Source organism: Azospirillum brasilense (genome assembly GCF_003349955.1).
Taxonomy (GTDB): domain Bacteria; phylum Pseudomonadota; class Alphaproteobacteria; order Azospirillales; family Azospirillaceae; genus Azospirillum; species Azospirillum brasilense_B.
This window is the reverse complement of sequence record NZ_QLKQ01000109.1, coordinates 1-17940: the sequence shown is the minus strand read 5'-3', so window position 1 is coordinate 17940 and position 17940 is coordinate 1. Positions and strand designations below refer to the sequence as shown.

19 protein-coding genes are annotated in these 17940 nt (G+C 69.5%); 7 read left to right on the top strand and 12 right to left on the bottom strand.

The annotated features are described in order from the left end of the window. The 4 genes from DXK32_RS32810 to DXK32_RS29570 form a co-directional block, all read left to right on the top strand. A partial coding sequence (locus DXK32_RS32810) for a hypothetical protein (RefSeq protein ID WP_205215862.1) occupies nucleotides 1-200 on the top strand: 200 nt, incomplete at its 5' end. Between the two features lie 314 nt (nucleotides 201-514). Next, nucleotides 515-1006, top strand: a complete 492-nt coding sequence (locus DXK32_RS29580; RefSeq protein ID WP_114861770.1) for a MarR family winged helix-turn-helix transcriptional regulator — start codon at nucleotides 515-517, stop codon at nucleotides 1004-1006. A 50-nt stretch (nucleotides 1007-1056) separates the two neighbouring features. Continuing rightward, nucleotides 1057-1473, top strand: a complete 417-nt coding sequence (locus DXK32_RS29575; RefSeq protein ID WP_114861769.1) for a response regulator transcription factor — start codon at nucleotides 1057-1059, stop codon at nucleotides 1471-1473. A 168-nt stretch (nucleotides 1474-1641) separates the two neighbouring features. Next, the gene (locus DXK32_RS29570; RefSeq protein WP_114861768.1) at nucleotides 1642-3342 is read left to right on the top strand and encodes a monovalent cation:proton antiporter-2 (CPA2) family protein; all 1701 of its coding nucleotides are present in this window, start codon (nucleotides 1642-1644) and stop codon (nucleotides 3340-3342) included. 9 nt (nucleotides 3343-3351) lie between these two features. Here the strand turns inward: DXK32_RS29570 and DXK32_RS29565 are convergent, their stop codons facing one another. From DXK32_RS29565 to DXK32_RS29540, 5 genes are all read right to left on the bottom strand, one after another. Continuing rightward, nucleotides 3352-5076, bottom strand: a complete 1725-nt coding sequence (locus tag DXK32_RS29565; RefSeq protein ID WP_247877404.1) for a hypothetical protein — start codon at nucleotides 5074-5076, stop codon at nucleotides 3352-3354. Nucleotides 5077-5283: 207 nt separating this feature from the next. Beyond that, nucleotides 5284-6324 (bottom strand): sulfate/molybdate ABC transporter ATP-binding protein, encoded by a 1041-nt coding sequence (locus tag DXK32_RS29555; protein WP_114861766.1) that lies wholly within the window; start codon nucleotides 6322-6324, stop codon nucleotides 5284-5286. Nucleotides 6325-6337: 13 nt separating this feature from the next. Continuing rightward, on the bottom strand, nucleotides 6338-7198 hold the full coding sequence (gene cysW, locus DXK32_RS29550; RefSeq protein ID WP_114861765.1) for a sulfate ABC transporter permease subunit CysW: 861 nt from the start codon (nucleotides 7196-7198) through the stop codon (nucleotides 6338-6340). Next, nucleotides 7188-8021 (bottom strand): sulfate ABC transporter permease subunit CysT, encoded by an 834-nt coding sequence (gene cysT / locus DXK32_RS29545; protein ID WP_247877403.1) that lies wholly within the window; start codon nucleotides 8019-8021, stop codon nucleotides 7188-7190. Before cysT ends, cysW begins: the two co-directional genes overlap by 11 nt. A gap of 57 nt (nucleotides 8022-8078) precedes the next feature. Beyond that, the gene (locus DXK32_RS29540; protein WP_247877402.1) at nucleotides 8079-9065 is read right to left on the bottom strand and encodes a sulfate ABC transporter substrate-binding protein; all 987 of its coding nucleotides are present in this window, start codon (nucleotides 9063-9065) and stop codon (nucleotides 8079-8081) included. A gap of 387 nt (nucleotides 9066-9452) precedes the next feature. Here DXK32_RS29540 and DXK32_RS29535 point away from each other — a divergent pair, with 387 nt between their 5' ends. Continuing rightward, complete coding sequence (locus tag DXK32_RS29535; RefSeq protein WP_114861762.1) at nucleotides 9453-10601, top strand: hypothetical protein; 1149 nt, start codon at nucleotides 9453-9455, stop codon at nucleotides 10599-10601. A 29-nt stretch (nucleotides 10602-10630) separates the two neighbouring features. Here the strand turns inward: DXK32_RS29535 and DXK32_RS29530 are convergent, their stop codons facing one another. Further along, nucleotides 10631-11083, bottom strand: coding sequence for an RrF2 family transcriptional regulator (locus DXK32_RS29530; protein ID WP_014198135.1), 453 nt, complete (start codon nucleotides 11081-11083; stop codon nucleotides 10631-10633). A 169-nt stretch (nucleotides 11084-11252) separates the two neighbouring features. Between DXK32_RS29530 and DXK32_RS29525 the strand changes: the two genes are divergently transcribed. Further along, the gene (locus DXK32_RS29525; protein ID WP_114861761.1) at nucleotides 11253-11885 is read left to right on the top strand and encodes an MBL fold metallo-hydrolase; all 633 of its coding nucleotides are present in this window, start codon (nucleotides 11253-11255) and stop codon (nucleotides 11883-11885) included. A 44-nt stretch (nucleotides 11886-11929) separates the two neighbouring features. Here the strand turns inward: DXK32_RS29525 and DXK32_RS29520 are convergent, their stop codons facing one another. Further along, on the bottom strand, nucleotides 11930-12568 hold the full coding sequence (locus DXK32_RS29520) for a gamma-glutamylcyclotransferase (RefSeq protein ID WP_114861760.1): 639 nt from the start codon (nucleotides 12566-12568) through the stop codon (nucleotides 11930-11932). 108 nt (nucleotides 12569-12676) lie between these two features. On the opposite strand from DXK32_RS29520, the gene DXK32_RS29515 reads away from it, so the two are divergent. Continuing rightward, nucleotides 12677-13690: a DUF2125 domain-containing protein gene (locus tag DXK32_RS29515; RefSeq protein ID WP_114861759.1), complete on the top strand. Its 1014-nt coding sequence runs from the start codon at nucleotides 12677-12679 to the stop codon at nucleotides 13688-13690. A 140-nt stretch (nucleotides 13691-13830) separates the two neighbouring features. Here the strand turns inward: DXK32_RS29515 and DXK32_RS29510 are convergent, their stop codons facing one another. The 5 genes from DXK32_RS29510 to DXK32_RS29495 form a co-directional block, all read right to left on the bottom strand. Next, nucleotides 13831-15090, bottom strand: coding sequence for a M16 family metallopeptidase (locus DXK32_RS29510; RefSeq protein WP_114861758.1), 1260 nt, complete (start codon nucleotides 15088-15090; stop codon nucleotides 13831-13833). Between the two features lie 124 nt (nucleotides 15091-15214). Continuing rightward, nucleotides 15215-15382 carry a hypothetical protein gene (locus DXK32_RS32805; protein ID WP_205215861.1) on the bottom strand — a complete coding sequence of 56 codons (168 nt, stop codon included), beginning with the start codon at nucleotides 15380-15382 and terminating at the stop codon, nucleotides 15215-15217. Between the two features lie 112 nt (nucleotides 15383-15494). Then, entirely contained in the window at nucleotides 15495-16265 is a 771-nt protein-coding gene (locus tag DXK32_RS29505; protein ID WP_114861757.1) for a hypothetical protein, read from the bottom strand. 31 nt (nucleotides 16266-16296) lie between these two features. Continuing rightward, complete coding sequence (locus DXK32_RS29500; protein WP_114861756.1) at nucleotides 16297-16722, bottom strand: DUF350 domain-containing protein; 426 nt, start codon at nucleotides 16720-16722, stop codon at nucleotides 16297-16299. 38 nt (nucleotides 16723-16760) lie between these two features. Then, the coding region (locus DXK32_RS29495) for a DUF2491 family protein (RefSeq protein ID WP_114861755.1) at nucleotides 16761-17940 on the bottom strand (1180 nt) is incomplete at its 5' end.

The window sequence follows — 17940 nt, the reverse complement described above, 5'->3', positions numbered from 1 at the left end:
TTCCGGAACCGGTCCGCGGCCAACGGTCAAAACCGCCGCCTGCGCATCCCTTCTCGATTTTCATGATCAACGATGTCAAAGATCCATCGCCCGGCGAACCACGCAAAATGACGATCGGCGAACTGGCCGTGGTCGTCATCGGGTTTTCGAAGACCGGAGAAGCACAAACGATCGTTCGTGCCAGCGGAGGGTCAATCTAGCGCTTACGGCAGAGAGCGTCAAGCCCTTTGTTTCGTATTCACCGAACCGCCTAGGCCGCCTGGGGCGGAAAACGGATCGGCCAGCGCCCTGACCTTCCACCCCTCCAGTCTTTCGGGGCGCCCCCTCCGGACCGCGTCCGGCGAGGGAGGCGCTGTATAGGGCAGCGCTCGCTGTCGATCCAGCAAAAAGACTCGCCCGGCGACAGATTCGACTCTGGGCCGGCGATGACCAGGGGGCACCGCGACGGCTGGACAGCCCCCATGCCGCCCCCTTATGGTTTCACACCAAAACCGCAGGCACAGAGGAAGCCGGCATGCGCCCAAGCGCGCGCGCGACCGCCGAGGTCATGGCGCAGGTTCTGCGGACGACCGCCAGCCTCGCCTTTACGGATGGGCTGAATCCGGCCCAGTGGGCGGCGTTGCGTTACTTCGCCCAGGCGAACGCGAGCGCCCGCAACGTCGTGGCCTTCGCGCGCCATCACGGGACGACCAAGGGCACGGCCAGCCAGACCATCGCGGCCCTCCTGAAGAAGGGTCTGCTGGAGCGGCACCCCAGCGAGACCGACCGCCGCTCCATCCGGTTGACCCTCACGACGCGGGGGCGGACCATGCTCGCCAACGACCCGCTGAACGAGCTGGTCGCGGCAATCGACGGTTTGGCGCCAGCCCAACACGGCGCCCTGGCATCCGGACTGGACGAACTGTTGCGCACGCTGCTGTCCCGCCGCACCGAGAGCGGGGAGCGCGACAGCGGAACGCTGGACGCCACCGGTCACACCGGTCGCAACGGCGCCGCCGCGGACTGACCGCCCCGCCATCCGCACTTCACGCCATCGCATTGGGAGCGACGGAGCCCATGGCCCGAATTCTGGTGATCGACGACGTTCCGGCCTTTACGGCGCTGCTGCGCATGACGCTGGAAACGCAGGGCCACCATGTGGAGGAGGTCCATGACGGCCTGTCCGGCCTATCCATGCTGGAGCGCGAGCCCTTCGACCTCGCCATCGTCGACATGATGATGCCGGGCCTGGACGGGATCGAGCTGATCCGCCGCCTGCGCGCCCGCGACGCTTCCGCGAGCCCGACCATCATCGCCCCAGCCATCGTCGCCCCAGCCATCATCGCCATGTCCGGCGGCACGGACGATTTTCCAGCGGCCTTCTCGCTGAATTTGTCGGCCATGCACGGCGCCGACCGCGTGCTTTACAAGCCCTTCGACACCAGCGAGTTGACCGTCGCCGTGAACGAGCTGCTGGCCGCCCGCGCCGCCTGACGCCGCGGCATCGCGGCCACAGCGCGATCTTTTTTCCCCGCTGCGGGACTTTTTTTGCGCGTTCCGATCGTTCGCACACCCGCTGCGCTTGCGGTGGTCCGGTTTGCGCCGCATACAGACGCCGTCCCGGACGGCCGGCGTCCGGCCCGACCCAGCCAGCGCGCGGCCATGCACGATCCCAAACTGCTTTTCGACGTCCTGTTCCTGCTGCTGGCGGCGGTGGTGATCGTCCCCCTGTTCCAGGCGCTGCGCATCCCCGCGGTGCTTGGCTATCTGGTGGGCGGGGCTCTGCTGGGTCCGCACACGCCGGGGCCGGTGGTGGACATGGAGCTTCCCCAGGTCCTGTCCGAATTCGGGGTGGTCTTCCTCCTCTTCGCCATCGGGCTGGAGTTGCCGCTGTCGCGCCTGCGGGCGATGCGGCGCTACATCTTCGGGCTGGGGCTGATGCAGGTCGTCCTGACCAGCGCCGCCATCGCGGCCGTCGCCTACGCGCTGGGCGAGGGCATGGCGGCGGCGCTGGTGATCGGCGGCATGCTGGCCTTTTCCTCCACCGCCACGGTGCTGAAGCTGCTGGTCGAGCGCGGCGAGACGGTGGCGCGGTTCGGGCGCGTGTCGGTCGCCGTGCTGATCTTCCAGGATCTGGCCGTCGTCCCGCTGCTGACCCTGCTGCCCCTGCTGGCCGGCGGCGACACCAGCATTCCCTGGGCGCTCGCCCTGGCCGGGGTCAAGGCCGTCGCGGCGATCGGCGCCATCATGCTGCTGGGCCGCTTCGTGGTGCGCCCGGTCTATCACTTCGTGGCCTCGGCCAAGAGCCCGGAGGTCTTCACGGCGACCAACCTTCTGGTCGTCCTGGCGGTCGCCTGGCTGACGGCGGCGGCCGGCATGTCGATGGCGCTGGGCGCCTTCCTGGCCGGCATGCTGATGGCCGACACCGCCTACCGCCATCAGGTGGAGGCCGACATCGAGCCGTTCCGCGGCCTGCTGCTCGGCCTGTTCTTCATGACCGTGGGCATGACGCTGGACCTGCCGGCCATGCTCCAGCGCGCCGACGACATCCTGATGGTGACCGCGGCGCTTCTGGTCGGCAAGAGCATCCTGCTGTTCCTGCTCTGCCGCCTGTCGGGGCTCGGGCTGGCGACCTCGCTGCGCATCGGGCTGCTGCTGTCGCAAGGCGGCGAGTTCGCCTTCGTGCTGATCGGCAAGGCGACGCGGCTGGCGGTGCTGGAGGGCGAGACCGGGCTGCTGCTGTCCTCCTGCGTGGCGCTCAGCATGGCGGTCACGCCGCTGGTCGGCGCCATCGCCCAGCGGCTGGCCCAGAAGGTCGAGGCCCGCTACGGCGCCGAGGCCTTCGGGGTGGAGACCAGCGACATCACCGGCCATGTGCTGATCGCCGGCTACGGCCGGGTCGGGCGCGCCGTGGCGCGGCTGCTGCGCACCCACGACATTCCCTACGTCGCGCTCGACCTCGACCCGCAGCGGGTGGCGGCGGCGCGGGCCGAGGGGCTGCCGGTCTATTACGGCGACTCCAGCCAGATCGGTGTGCTGCGCGCCGCCGGGATCGAGCGGGCGCGGGCCGCCGTCATCACCGTCAACCGCCCCGACATGGCCGAGCGCGCCGTGGAAGCGATCCGCCGGGCCGCCCCGCGCCTGGCCATCGCCGCCCGCGCCCACGATCTCGACCGCGGCGCGCGGCTGAAGAGGGCCGGAGCCAGCGCCGTGGTGCCGGAAACGCTGGAGGCCAGCCTGCAACTCGCCAGCCTCGTGCTGCGCACCGCCGGGCTGGACGCCGAGACCATCGACCGGAGCCTGAAGAGCGTCCGCGACCGCGGCTACGACGCGCTCAGCGAGCCGGCCGGGCAGAACGATTGAGTGATCGCCTCAGCGTTCGACCCGCCACAGGTCGAAGACGCTGCCGCGATAGACCTCCTGCGCGCCCGGCGGCAGCGTCAGCCCGGCCGCGTGGAAGGCGTTGGACAACATCACCAGCACGTAATCGTATTTGTCCCGCCAGCCGATGTAGTGCGGGCACGGTTCCACATGGTCGCGCAGCGTCGCCTCCCCGGGGCGGGAAAGCAGGCGCACGTCCACCGGCACCCCCTCGTAGATCGCCATGCAACGGTCGCGATAGGGCTGGGTCACCGTCAGCGGCTGCTTGCCGGGGTGGCTGAACAGGGTCGGGACGAAGGCGCGCCGCTCCACGGTGATCAACGACGGCAGATGGATCAGGCTGGGCAGCATGACCAGCGCGTGCCGCCAGGGCGGCTGGGTGAGCAGGAACTCCCGCGTGTTGCAGCAGCCGGCCTCCTGCCCCGCCCAGGCGATCAGGACGGAGCGTCCGGGCTCGATCCGCTCCATGGCGCGGCGCAGGTCGGCCACATCGTCCTCGTAGGCCAGCCAGTTGAGCGTCAGCACGCCGGTCCGCACCGTCAACAGGGCGAGCAGCCCGGCGGCGAAGACCGCGGCGGCTCGGGCCGAGGGAAAGCGGATATCGGTGCCGGCGACCAGCAGGAAGGCCGCGAGGATCCAGAAGCGGATCGACACGAAATAGGTGCCGAAGAAGGGGTCCGGCACGACGAAGAAGGCCAGAGCGAACAGCCCCGCCGCCAGCAGCATCGCCGGCGACGCGCGCAGCCAGCCGGCCAGACGCGCCGCCGCCATGCCGCCCAGGATCAGCAGCAGGGTCGCCGCGTCGAGCAGCGTGTTGTAGTTCAGCACCGGGGCCAGCATGTCGTGCAGCCGGTACCCCCACTGCTTCAACTCGGTCAGCTTCTTCAGCCGCCAGTAGATTTCCTTCAGGAGCAGGACCGGCGTGCTGTCGCGGGCGCCCACCGCCGCCGCGTCGGACTGCAGGAGGTGCGTCCCCACCGTGCCGGCGAACAGCGCCACGGGTAGGGCCAGCAGCGCGGCGAAGCGCAGGGCGTCGCGCCCGAGGTTGGCGAGCGTCGGCGGCTTGCGCCCCTGCCCCACATATTTCACGGCCTCCACCGCGAACAGGCAGAGCAGGAAGGAGCCGAGCACGATGGCGTGGGCGAAGTAGAGGAACAGGGCGCAGCCCATCCCCACCGGCACCTGCCAGCGCCGCCCCGCCAGCGCGATCCACAGCGACAGCCCGACCAGCAGGAAGCCGAGGCCGAGCGAGAAGCTCATGAAGCCGCCGATCAGCGTGGCGTTGTAGATGAACAGCGCGCCGCACAGCGGCCACAGGCTCCACCGGCCGAACAGCGTGCGGTTCAGCAGCATCGCCCCGAACAGGGTCAGCAGCCCGGACAGCGCCATGTAGACTCGCCCGGCGACGTACAGCGGCAGAACGCTGGCCAGCGGCAGCATCACCGCCTCCATCAGCAGGTTCGGGACCGGCGTCAAGGAGGCGGTGTAATGGTCGCCCAGAAAGGGGTCGGTCCGGTAATGCAGCAGCACGTCCACCCGCGCCAGATGGTTCGGGTAGTCGAGCAGCGGCGGCATCTCCACCAGGATGAGCGGCAGCAGAAGCAGCGCCAGGATCACCGGCAGCACGAGCAGCAGCGGCGGCGACCAGGCTCCGGCCCCGGCGTCCGTCCGCAGGGCGGCGGGGCCGGTGGCCTGCGACAGTCCTGAATGGTCCACCGGAGCCTCCTGCATTTGGTGCAATGCGGAAGGCTCAACACATCCGCCGTCCGCATCGCCAGAAGGCAATGGCGTTACGAGTCGGCATCGGACTTAGTCCAAGGCCCGGACGGGGCAGGCTCAATGGGTCGCAAGGCCCCCGTTCGCATGAGGACGGGCACCCTCCCCGCCCCTTTTCGCGGGTGGGTCGGGACCCTCCTCATGCCGTCAGGGCTGCGGAAAGACGCGGGCGCGGTCGATGTGGACGGCGCACTGATCGCCGAGGCGCAGGCCCAGAGCGGTCAGCCGCTCGCGGTCCATCTCGGCCTCCAGCGGCAGGCCGGCGAGGTCGATCTCGATCCGCGCGTCCGGCCCCACCACATGGATGCCCGACACCCGACCCGGCCCGGCGGCGCTGGGGCTGAGGCCCAGGTCGTGCGGGCGCACATAGGCGATGGCCGGGCCGCGGACCGTGCCGTCGGCGGGGATGGACAGCGCCCCATTGGCCGTCCGCGCCACCCCGTCCGCCACCACGCAGTCGAAGCGGTTCACCTGTCCGAGGAATTCATAAACGAAGGCCGAGGCCGGACGGTCGTAGACGTCCGCCGGGCTGCCCACCTGCTCGATCCGGCCCTGGCTCATGACCACCACGCGGTCGGCCAGCTCCAGTGCCTCCTCCTGGTCGTGGGTGACGAAGACGGAGGTGATGTGGATGTCCTCGTGCAGTTTGCGCAGCCAGCGCCGCAGCTCCTTGCGCACCTTGGCGTCGAGCGCGCCGAACGGCTCGTCGAGCAGCAGCACCTTCGGCTCGATGGCGAGCGCGCGGGCCAGCGCCACGCGCTGCCGCTGCCCCCCGGAAAGCTGCGCCGGGTAGCGGTCGGCGAAATGGGCGAGCTGGACCAGTTCCAGCAGCTCCATGACGCGCCGCTTGATCTCGGTGGAGGTCGGGCGCTGGCCGCGTGGCCGCACCTTCATCCCGAAGGCCACGTTCTCGAAGACGGTCATGTGGCGGAACAGCGCGTAGTGCTGGAAGACGAAGCCGACCTGCCGCTCGCGCGGGGTCAGGCTCAGCGCCTCCTCCCCGTTGAGCAGGAGGCTGCCGGAATCGGCGAACTCCAGCCCCGCCATGATGCGCAGAAGGGTCGTCTTGCCCGACCCCGACGGGCCGAGCAGGGCCAGAAGCTCGCCCGAGCGGACTTCGAGGTCCACCGCGTCGAGCGCGCGGAAACTGCCGAATTGCTTGGTGATGCCGGAAACCTGGATCGCCATGACGTGCGTCGCCTCAATGCCGGGTGGCCGCCAGCTCAGCCCCGAAGCGCCATTCCAGCACCGTCTTCACGACCAGCGTGACGAGGGCGAGCATGGCCAGCACCGAGGCCACCGCGAAGGCAGCGACCAAGTTGTATTCGTTGTAAAGGATCTCGACATGCAGGGGCATCGTGTTGGTCTCGCCCCGGATGTGGCCGGACACCACCGACACCGCGCCGAACTCGCCCATCGCGCGGGCGTTGCACAGCAGGACGCCGTACAGCAGGCCCCATTTGATGTTGGGCAGGGTGACGCGCCAGAAGGTCTGCCAGCCGGACGCGCCCAGCACCAGCGCCGCCTCCTCCTCCTCGTTGCCCTGCTCCTGCATCAGCGGGATCAGCTCGCGGGCGACGAAGGGGAAGGTGACGAAGACGGTGGCGAGCACCAGCCCCGGCACCGCGAAGATGATCTGGATGCCCTGCGACTTCAGGAACGGCCCCATCAGCCCGTGCAACCCGAACAGCAGCACGTAGATCAAGCCGGAGATCACCGGCGACACCGAGAACGGCAGGTCGATCAGCGTGATCAGCACGTCCTTGCCGCGGAAGTCGAACTTGGCGATGCACCAGGACGCCGCCACGCCGAAGAGGAGGTTCATCGGCACGGCGATGGCCGCGACGATCAGCGTCAGCTTGATCGCCGCCACCGCGTCCGGCTCCATCAGGGCCGCCCAGTAGGCGTCGGTGCCGCGGCGCAGCGCCTCGACGAAGACCGACACCAGCGGCAGGACCAGGAACAGCAGCAGGAAGCCCAGCGCCGTGGCGATCAGAAGCCCCTTCACCCAGCGGCTGTCGGCCAGCGCCGGCGTGAAGCCGACGGCCTTCTTAACGAGCATGGCGCGACCTCATCCAGGCTTGCAGCAGGTTCAGGGCCAGCAGCAGAATGAAGGATGCCATCAGCATCAGAACGCCGACCGCGGCGGCGCCGGCATAGTCGTACTGCTCCAGCTTGATGACGATCAGCAGCGGAAGGATCTCCGACAGGCCGGGGATGTTGCCGGCGATGAAGATCACCGAGCCGTACTCCCCCACCCCGCGGGCGAAGGCCAGGGCGAAGCCGGTCAGCAGCGCCGGCAGCAGCGCCGGGAACACCACCCGGCGGAAGGCCTGCCAGCGCGTGGCGCCCAGCGCCGCGGCGGCCTCCTCCTCCTCCGGCGGCAGGTCCTGAAGGATCGGCTGCACGGTGCGCACCACGAAGGGCAGGCCGATGAATGTCAGGGCGATGGCGATGCCCAGCGGCGTGAAGGCCACCCGCAGCCCGAACCACTCCATCAGCAGGGAGCCGATCCAGCCGTTGGGCGCGTAGAGCGCGCTGAGCGCGATGCCGGCCACCGCGGTGGGCAGGGCGAAGGGCAAGTCCACCAGCGCATCGACGATCCGGTCGCCGGGAAAGCGATAGCGCACCAGCACCCAGGCGACGATGAAGCCGAAGACGGCGTTGATCGCGGCGGCGGCCAGCGACAGCCCGAAGCTGACCTTGAAGGCGGCCAGGACGCGCGGCGTCAGCACCGCGTCCCAGAAGCCGGACCAGCCCAGCCCCGCCGCCTTCAGCGCCAGCGCGGCCAGCGGCAGCAGGACGATCAGGGACAGATAGGTCAGCGTGAATCCCAGGGTCAGCCCGAATCCGGGAAGGACGCTGGGCTTCCGAAGAACGCTCAACACCGTGCCCCCCGAATTGGGAAGCACGGCGTCGCTCGTGGTTGCCGCGACCACGGGTCAGCGGCCCTTCTGATAGATCTGGTCGAAGACGCCGCCATCCGCGAAGTGCTTCTCCTGCGCCGTGCGCCAGCCCCCGAAGGAACCGTCGATGGTCACAAGCTTAACATTCGGGAAGCGATCCGCATACCGTGCAGCGACCTCCGGCAGGCGCGGGCGGTAGAAGTTCTTCGCGGCGATCTCCTGCGCCTCGGGGCTGTAGAGGAAGTTCAGGTAGGCTTCCGCCGCCTTGCGCGTTCCCTTGCGGTCCACCACCGAGTCGACGACCGTGACCGGCGGCTCCGCCAGGATCGACAGGGAGGGCACGACGATGTCGAATTTGTCGGCGCCGAACTCCTGGAGCGACAGGAAGGCCTCGTTCTCCCAGGCCAGCAGCACGTCGCCGAGCTGCCGCTGGGTGAAGGTGACGGTGGAGCCACGGGCGCCGCTGTCCAGCACCGGCACGTTCTTGAACAGGTCGGCGACGAACTGCTTGGCCTTGGCCTCGTCGTTGCCGTTCTTCTCCAGCGAATAGGCCCAGGCCGCCAGATAGTTCCAGCGCGCCCCGCCCGAGGTCTTCGGGTTCGGGGTGATGACCTGGACGCCCGGCTTCAGCAGGTCGTCCCAGTCCTTGATCTGCTTCGGGTTGCCCTTGCGGACCAGGAAAACGATCGTCGAGGTGTAGGGGGAGCTGTTGTTGGGCAGGCGCGTCTGCCACGTCTTCGGCAGGGCGCCGGAGTCGGCGATGGCGTCGATGTCGTAGGCCAGCGCCAGCGTCACCACGTCGGCGTCCAGCCCGTCGATGACCGAGCGCGCCTGCTTGCCCGACCCGCCGTGCGACTGCTTGACGGTGACCGTCTGGCCGTTTTCCACCTGCCATTTCTTGGCGAACGCCTTGTTGAACTCCACATAGAATTCACGGGTGGGGTCGTAGGAGACGTTCAGCAGCGTGGTCTGCGCCTTGGCGGGCGCGATGGTCAGCATGGCGAGGGCAACACCCGCGGCCATTGCGGACAGGCGGCCTGCGGAGAGCCGGCCAACGGAAAACCGGTTCGCGCGGAGCGCGGAGAGCCGATCACGAAACGACATGGCACACTCCCTCGGTATGGTTCATTGGGGGGCGGCACCGACCCGAAGACCATGCGCCGCACCGCTGTTCACAAACCCGGCGTTCGCGCCGTATCCACACTCTTTATAATGTATATGAAATATCCATTTGCCTCCTAGAGTTTGCATGATTCCTCGGATGCCGCAAGGCTGTTTTTTGTCATTTCCCACGCCAATCCGCGTTAATTTCACATCTTACTGTAAAATCATTCCCTCACGGATCGGGCTGGAAGCGATGCGTCGGATCGCTATCATGCGCGCCCTTCCCGCCTCCTGTCCCGAACGGCCATGTCCGCAACAGTCCAGCCCCTCTCCCCCGCATTGCTGACCGCTCTTCTGGAGGCCGAACGCGCGCTCGGCCGGCTGGCGGAGGTGGCGCAGGACCCGGTGCGCCGCCGCCGGCTGTGGGCCGACGCGGCGCGGCGCGAGTCCTGCGCGGCGGCGCGGCTCGACGGGGTTGCGGTGGACCCGGCGGAATTCCTGGTGGCGACCATCGGCACCGACCTCGTCCCCACCGCCGGACGGGGGGCGGCGCAATCGGTCCGCGCGCTGTGGCAGGGCGCCCGGTTCACGCAAGGGCTCATCGCCGCTCCGGCCCGCCGCGCGGGAAACACGCGGGCGCCGGTCCTGTCCAGCGGAGCCGCCGCCGACGCCTGGCGCGCGGTGGCGGCGTTGGAAGCCGGGGAGGAGACCCGCTTCGCCTTCCCGTCGGACGAGGAGGACAGAGACGACGCGCCCATCCTGGACGACGCGCCCCCGCCCTGGACCTTGGGGTGGTCGGAAGCGCTGTGGCGCTGCCTTCAGGCGGAGGTGTCGGGCCGCGATCCCGGACGGCTGGCCTTCTCGGCCGACCGCGAGGCGGAGGCCGCCACGCTGCTCAAGCGGCTGGATCAGGCCGGGGATTCGCCGGCCCTGCTCGGCGGCGTGGGCATGCTGGCCGAACTGCTGCGCCCGGCGCCCGATCTGCGGATACCCGGCTGGGCGGTGCCCTCGGCCCGGCTGATGGCGGCGCTGGCGGTGGCCCGCTGCTGCCGGGTGCCGGCCGTCTGGCTGCCGATGTCCGTCTCGCTGCACGCCGACCGCACGACCGCCGGCCTCGCCGCCCGCGGGCGGGAGGAGGGATGGCGGCTGTGGCTCGCCGACACGGTGGCGGAAACGGCGCGGCGGGAGCGCGAGCGCGCCCTGTCGCTGGACCGCATCGCGGAGGGCTGGCACCAGCGGGTTGGGGCCAAGCGCCGCAACTCCCGCACCCCGGACCTGCTGGAGCTTTTGTTCGAGGAGCCCGCCCTGACCGTGCGGCGGGTGCAGAAGCGGCTGGGCAGCACCTTCCGCGGCGCCCAGCTTCTGGTGGACGAGCTTCTGGAGGCGGGAATCCTGCGCGAGGCGACGAACCGCGCGTTGGACCGCGTGTTCATCGCCGTGGATCTGGTGCCTTAAGCCGGCAGGCCCGGATCAGAAGTCACCGATCAGATGTCGAAATTGACGGGCAGGCCGCCGGTCGCCTGACGGTGGCGCAGGGCGTCGGACAGGGTCTGGTTGTCGAGCACCTGCGCGGTGGCGTCGCGCACCTGGACCATCAGCCAGCGCACCGAACAGGTCGGCGGGTCGATGCAGTCCTCGCAGGGACGGAAGGAATTCTTGCTGGCGCAGGGGATCGGCGCCAGATGCCCGTCGATCAGCCGGATCACCTCGCCGAAGGAAATCTCCTCCGCCGGGCGCGCCAGACGGTAGCCGCCGCTCTTGCCGCGCTTGGCGAACAGCAGGCCGTGCTTGCGCAGTTCCACCAGGATGGCTTCCAGGAACTTGCGCGGAATGTTCTCCCGTTCGGCGATTTCGGCGATCAGGACGAGTTCGTCGTCCGTCCGCTCGGCCAGCATGATCAGCGCACGCAGGGCGTATTTGGCTTTTTGCGACAGCATTCGGTCCGGCACCGCCCCCCGCGGCGGAATGGGATAAAGATAAAGTGCACTCCATATAGCCGTGTTGCCCAGGAATTGGTACCGGTTCTTGCCCTGGAAAACGGTGGCGCGTAAGGTCGAACACGAATCGATCCCTGACCATTGATCATTGACCGGCGAAGGACGCGGCATGCAGACCATCATCGTTCCCGTCACTCCGTTCCAGCAGAACTGCACGGTGCTCTGGTGTCCGGAGACGATGAGGGGCGCCGCCGTCGACCCCGGCGGCGATCTTCCGCGCATCCTGCGCGCCGCCCAGTCGAAGGGCGTGACGCTGGAGAAGATCCTGGTCACCCACGGCCACATCGACCACGCCGGCGCCGTCGCCGACCTTGCCGACGAGTTGAAACTGCCCGTCGAGGGGCCGCACCGCGAGGACCAGTTCTGGATCGACGGCATGCCGATGCAGAGCCAGATGTTCGGCTTTCCGCCGGTCCGATCCTTCACGCCGGACCGCTGGCTGGAGGAAGGCGACACGGTCACGGTCGGCAACCTGACGCTGGACGTCCACCACTGTCCGGGCCACACGCCGGGCCATGTGGTCTTCGTGCACAAGCCCAGCCGGATCGCCATCGTCGGCGACGTGCTGTTCCAGGGCTCCATCGGCCGAACCGACTTCCCCAAGGGCAACCACGGCGACCTGATCGAGTCCATCCGCAGCAAGCTGTTCCCGCTGGGCGACGACGTGACCTTCATCCCCGGCCACGGCCCGACCTCGACCATCGGGGAGGAGCGCCTCTACAACCCCTTCCTCAACGACTGAGCGCCGCCGCCCTGCGCAACGGTGCCGCCCGGCCCGGCACCGCTTTACCCGGCCCGCGCGCGCACCGCAGACAGCAGGCTGCACAGGCCGCGGTCGTGGATGCCGATGGCCTCCAGATGGGCAACCGTGTTGGCGAGATAGTCCAGGTTCGGGCCGCGCTCGCCGCGGCAGCAGGCGATGCGCTCGGCCATCGCGGTCTCGTCCATGCAGCCGCAATATTGCCGGTGACGGCGGTCCACGACGAAGGTGCAGGCGGTGACTGGCGCCCCGCCGTCGCGCGGGCGCACCGGCAGCAGCTTTGGCCGGTAGACGCGGTTCAGCATCTCCCGGTCCCACAGACAGTCCAGCGTCTCCGGCACCCGCTCCGCCGCCACGCGGAACACGATGCCCCGGCAGGAGCCGCCGCGGTCCAGCCCGAGCACCAGCCCCGGCCGCTCCGGCGTGCCGCGGTAGCGGTGGGAGGACACGCAGAAGCGGCGGTGATAGCCGCCCAGCACCGCCGGATGGCGTTCCAGGAAGGGAAATTCCGGGTTCCACATCAGCGAGCCGTAGGCGAAGACCCAGAGGTCGGCGCCGGGCGTCACGACGATGTCGGCGGACCAGGAAGAGGCGGATGGTGCCGGACGCTGCGTCGGTGCGGTGACCGGAAGCTCGGCAACAGGCGATTGCGTATCGAGCAGCATGACCCTTAAGTAATGCAGCGTGCGCCGACTGGCGGCGACACGGTGAATGCTAGCACGGCCCCTGGCCGCCCGCTATAAGGTGGGTGCCACAAAACGGAAATGCCACAGATGCGCGTTCGGAAGATCTTGGGCTTCGCCGTTCTCGCCCTGGCCCTGCTGGCCGGTGCCTATTCGGTGTGGTGGTGGCAGGCCGCGGCGGCGGTGGAGCGCGGCGTGTTCGCCTGGATGGACGAGCAGCGGGCGGCGGGCGCCGTGGTGGCCCATGGCGGGCTGAGCGTCGGCGGCTATCCCTTCACCATCCGCGCCGCGCTGGAGGCGCCGCACCTCGCCACCCGCGATGTGGAATGGCGGGGCGCCCGGCTGGTGGCGGAGGCGCCGCCCTGGAACCACACGCGCATCGCCCTGTCGCTGCCCGGCGAGCAGCGGGTGACGGTGGTGCAGGCGAACCAGACGCCCTTCACACTGGTCGCCCGCGACGGCGGCCGGGGGCATGTCGGCCTCACCCTGACCGGCCAGCCGGTGGAGGCGCAATTGGCCTTCACCAACCTCGTGGCGCAGCCCGAGGCCCTGCCCGTTCCCATCGCCGCCCTGGACCTGACCGCCACCCAGCCGTCCGAGCCGCCGGCCAGCCACACCGACACCGGCCTGTCGGTCACGCTGGACGCGCGCGGCGCCACCCTGCCCGACGGCGCGCCGGATTCGCTGGGCCGCGAGGTGCAGCGGCTCCTGCTGACCGCGCGCATCCTCGGCCAGCCGCCGAAGCCGGAGCCGGTCAGCCTGTCGGCCTGGAGCCGCGATGGCGGCACGCTCCAGCTCGATGGGCTGAATGTGGATTGGGGACCGCTGAAGCTGGCGATGAACGGCACGCTGGCGCTGGATGCCGCCTTGCAGCCGCAGGCCGCGCTGACCGCGGAAGTGCGCGGGTATCAGGCGGTGCTGGACGCGCTCCAGGGCATGTTCCGGCCCAAGGAGCTGGCGATGGCCCGCACCATGCTGGGCCTGCTGGCCCGCCCCACCGGGCCGAACGGCGAGCCGGTGCTGACCGCCCCGGTCACCGTGCAGAACCGCGGGCTGTTCCTGGGGCCGCTGAAGGTCGCGGCGCTGCCGGCGGTGGTCTGGTAGGGCGACGCATTGCCCCCACCCTTCCCACGCTGCGCGTGGGCCCCTTCCCTCCCCCGCTGACGCGGGAGAGGGACCAAATCCCCTCCCCTGCAAAGCGGGGGAGGGTTAGGGAGGGGGCAATACGTCGCTACACCACCCCCTCACGCCGCCCGCAGCATCCCCTGCATGTCCTCGTAGGACGGCAGATGGTCCAGCTTGCCGACCGCGGACACCGCCATCGGGCCGGCGAAGACGCGGTTGGCCGCAGCCGCCACATCCTCCGGCGTCACGGCGTCGATGCGCTCGAAGATCTGCTCGATGGTCCGCACCTCGCCGGTGCGCAGCAGGGTGCGGGCGAAGCGGTCGGCGCGGCGCATGGTCGATTCCAGCGACTTGCCGACCGAGAAGCGCATCTGCTCCTTCGACCGCTCCAGTTCCACCGCCGTCACGCCGTCGCGGGCCTTGCGCAGTTCCTCGAAGAAGACCGGCACCAGTTCCGCCACCTCCTCCGGTCCGGTGCCGGCGTAGAAGCTCAGCGCGCCGCCGTCGGCATACTGGATGGGCGCCGCGTAGACCGAATAGACCAGCCCGCGCTTCTCGCGGATTTCCTGGAACAGGCGCGAAGTCATGCCGCCGCCCAGGATGTTGGCGAGATGGCGCAGCGCGTAGCTCGCCGAATCCTCGGTGCCGACACCGGGGAAGGCCGCCATGAAATGCACCTGCTCGGCGTCGCGCTTCAGCAGCGCCGCCCCGCCCTTGTTGACGACCGTCTCCTGGAAGGGGTCGTCCTTGGCGGTCAGATGACCGAACAACGACTCCGCCCGGCGCACCACCGTGCCGTGATCGACGTTGCCGGACACCACATAGACCATGCGGCGCGGGTCGTAGTGGGACACGTAATCGAACAGATGGTCCCGCCCGAAGCCCGCGACGTTCTCCTTCGGGCCGAGGATCGGGCGGCCCAGCGCCTGCCCGTCGAAGGCGGTGCGGCGAAGCGCCTCGTAGACCACGTCCTCCGGCTCGTCGGCGTAGCGGCCGATCTCCTGGATGACCACGCCGCGCTCCTTCTCCACCTCCTCCTCCGGAAAGACGGAGTTCAGGACGATGTCGCCGATGATCTCGCAGGAGACGTCGACGTGCTTGGCCGCCATCTGCGTGTAATAGGCGGTGACGTCGTAGTCCGTGTAGGCGTTGAACTCGCCGCCGCGGTTCTCGATCTCCAGCGCGATGCCCAGCGCGTCGCGGCTCTCCGTTCCCTTGAAGATCATGTGCTCCAGGAAATGGGCGATGCCGTTCACCGCCGGCCGTTCGTTGCGCGCCCCAACGCCGACCCAGACGCCGCTGGTCACCGTGCCGAGATGCGGCAGGTGGTCCGTCAGCACGCGGAATCCGTTGGCGAGGGTGGTCAGTTGGATCGTCACACAGGGTCTCCTGGTAGGGCACGGGATCGCCCGGAACATCGGGGGCGTAGCATTGACGTGGGGCGCCGTCCGCGCAGGAACAACGCTCCACGTTCTGGGGTCAAGGTCGGGGTGAGGCGCGCCGTCAACCGCGCAGCGGTGCCAGGGCGGCGCTGAGGGCGCGGCGGTTGCGGTGCGCGCGCATCAGCAGCGGCGCCGGAACGTTGCCCGGCACCTGCAGGCGGCCGCCCGGCAGCAGCCGAACGCCGTGCCGTTCCAGTTCGTTCAACAGCTCCGCCATAGACCGACGCATGGCTTCCTCCAGCGAGCAGAGTTTCACTGCTCGCATCATGGCGGAGGCATTCAATAGGATCGATAGGGTTCATCCTATCTCAATGATAGGATGAACCTATTCATCCCGCCGCTCAATGCCGGCTTTTCAGGGAGGCCAGACGGTCCGACAGGGTGCTGGGCGCCGGCTTCGCCCCCGTGGCGGCGTCGAGCGCCGCCTTGATGTTGGGGTCGTCCTCCTCCGGCTTGGACGGCTTCAGCAGGCGGGCCTTGGCGCTGGACGCCTCCGCCTGGGCAAGGTCGCGGGCCGCCGCGTCCTGCATCGCCTTCAACGCCGTGCCGAGACTGGAGGTGGCGCCGCTCAGCCCCGCCGCCTGCCGGGCCGCCTCCGCCCGCTGCTCGGCCATCTCGCGCTGCTGGGCGGCGCGGCCCATGTCCCGCTCGGCCCGCTGCAACGCGCTGCGCGCGGCCTTCAGCTTGCCGCCGGCCTCGGCGTAGGTCGTCTCCAGCATGGTCAGGAACTCGCGCGCGTCCACCGCGTCCTGCTCCTCCCGGTCGATGTCCGGAGCCATCTGCTCCAGCATCCCCACCAGCGTTTCCAGGCTCTTTTCAAGCTGGGCCTTGCGGCCGGCGTCGGCTTCCGACTCCATCTGGCGCTGCAGATGCTCGGCGGCGGCCATGCGCTGGCGGGAGAGTTGCAGGATGGCGTCGGCCTCCTTCTGCTCCTTCTCATAGGCGGCGCGGGCCTGCGCGACCTGAAGGCCGAGGCTGTCGAGATGCTCCTCCATCGTGCGCAGTTCGGCCTCCGTCGCGGCCTTCGGGTCCCAGCGCACCAGGGCCTCCACCGCCGACTGGACGGCCTGATCGGTCTTCACCCCGACGAGGTTGCGGATGAACGAGATCATGCTTGCGGTTCCTCTCTGTGTGGGCGGGTCTTCACCCGGCCATGGCTCCGGCGTTCAGCAGCGCGACGGCGATCTGGAGTCCGGCCAGCGCCGTGCCCGCCGCGACGTTGCCGGACTCGATCATCGTGCGCAGGTCGCGGAACAGCCAGATGGCGATCAGGAAGGTAATCAATTGCAGCACCAGCGCAACGGCCCCCCAGATCAGGATGTCCACCAGGACGAGGCTGGTCGCCAGCGTCGCCGCCAGCGGGATCGCCAGCGCCACCATCGTGCCGCCCAGCACCACGCCGGCGGCCTGGTTGCCGCTGGCCAGCAGCTCGCGCTCGTGCAGCGGCGTGACCGCGACGTAGACGGCCACCCCGATCAGGAACAGGGCCAGGGTCGCTCCGAAATGCAGAAGCAGCAGCGGCAGGCCGGATTCGAGTCCCTGCAGGATTTGCGCGACGCTGGTGTCCATGGTGTCTTCCGTAGGGGCTGGCGGGATCAGGTGGAAACTCAGGAGAGGGAGAGCGAAGCGGGGTTGACGTCGATGCCGGCGCGGACCTCCACCCACGCCTCGCCGCCGTCCTCCACCGCAGCGACCAGCACATATTCGGTGCGGGGCGCGGGGTCGGCGGCGCCGGTGGGGGCGGCGTAGAGCATGGCGGTCACGCGGCGGGTGCGGCTGCCGCGGTGGTCGGTCAGGGTCTCGTCGAAGGTGACGGGGGCAATGCGCGACGCGCCGGGCGACCATTGCCGCCCGTACAGCGTGCCGTCCTTGGTCTGGAACTGCGGGTAACCGATCATCCCATCGCCGGGGTCCAGCCAGAAGCCCCATTCGTCGTTGTCGGTGGGGTGCACCTCGTCCAGGACGCTGAACCAGCGGCATTCGTCCGGCGCTCCCCCCGCTCCAAGATGAAGCTGGTAGAAGCCGTTCCCGCCCGGAAGATAGAGCCGGTGCAGCGTCACGCCGCCGCCCGTCAGCGTGCCGACGGCCGCCACGCTGACCATCGAGCCGGCGCCCTCCGGCGCGGTGGCCTTGATCGCGCCGCCGCCCAGCAGGAAGGGCGTGGGATCAGGCGTCAGCGTCATGCCGACGCGGAACAGCGAGGGTTCGTAGGACGCGCCGGTGGCCTTGGCCTTCACGATGCCGGCGGCGGTGCTGGCGGCGGCGCCCCAGGGCGAACGGGTCATGGCGGAACCTCCGGATCGGGCGCCCGGCGAGCGGCGGCGCAGGAGGGTCACCGCCGCCACCATCCCGCCGACGAGGACAATCAGAAGAAGCAGGGTGCCCAAACCGCTCCCGCCGCCGCCGGAGGACTCCGCCGGGGCGGACGACGTCTGTGGCGCGGCCTGCGCGACATCGCGCGGGATGTCCGGCGGCAGATAGTTGGGATCGCGCGGCCGGTCCTCCTGCGCGCGCAGGCGGGTGTCGAGATCGTCCAGGCGCTGGCGCAAATCGGGGTCGCCCTGCGCGCGCCGTTCCGCCTCCGCGCGCCACTCCGCGTAGCCGGGGTCGCCCTGGTGGTTGTGGAACCAGTCGGCGTAGCCGGGGCGTGAGAGGTTGTCGAGCAGGAACCACAGGAACAGACCGTTCCACAGGCCGAAGCTGGAACGACTGCCAGAGGCCCAGCCCGGCGCACGCCAGCCGCCGTACCAGCCGCCCGGACCATAGCCCCCAGTGCGCCGCTGCCCA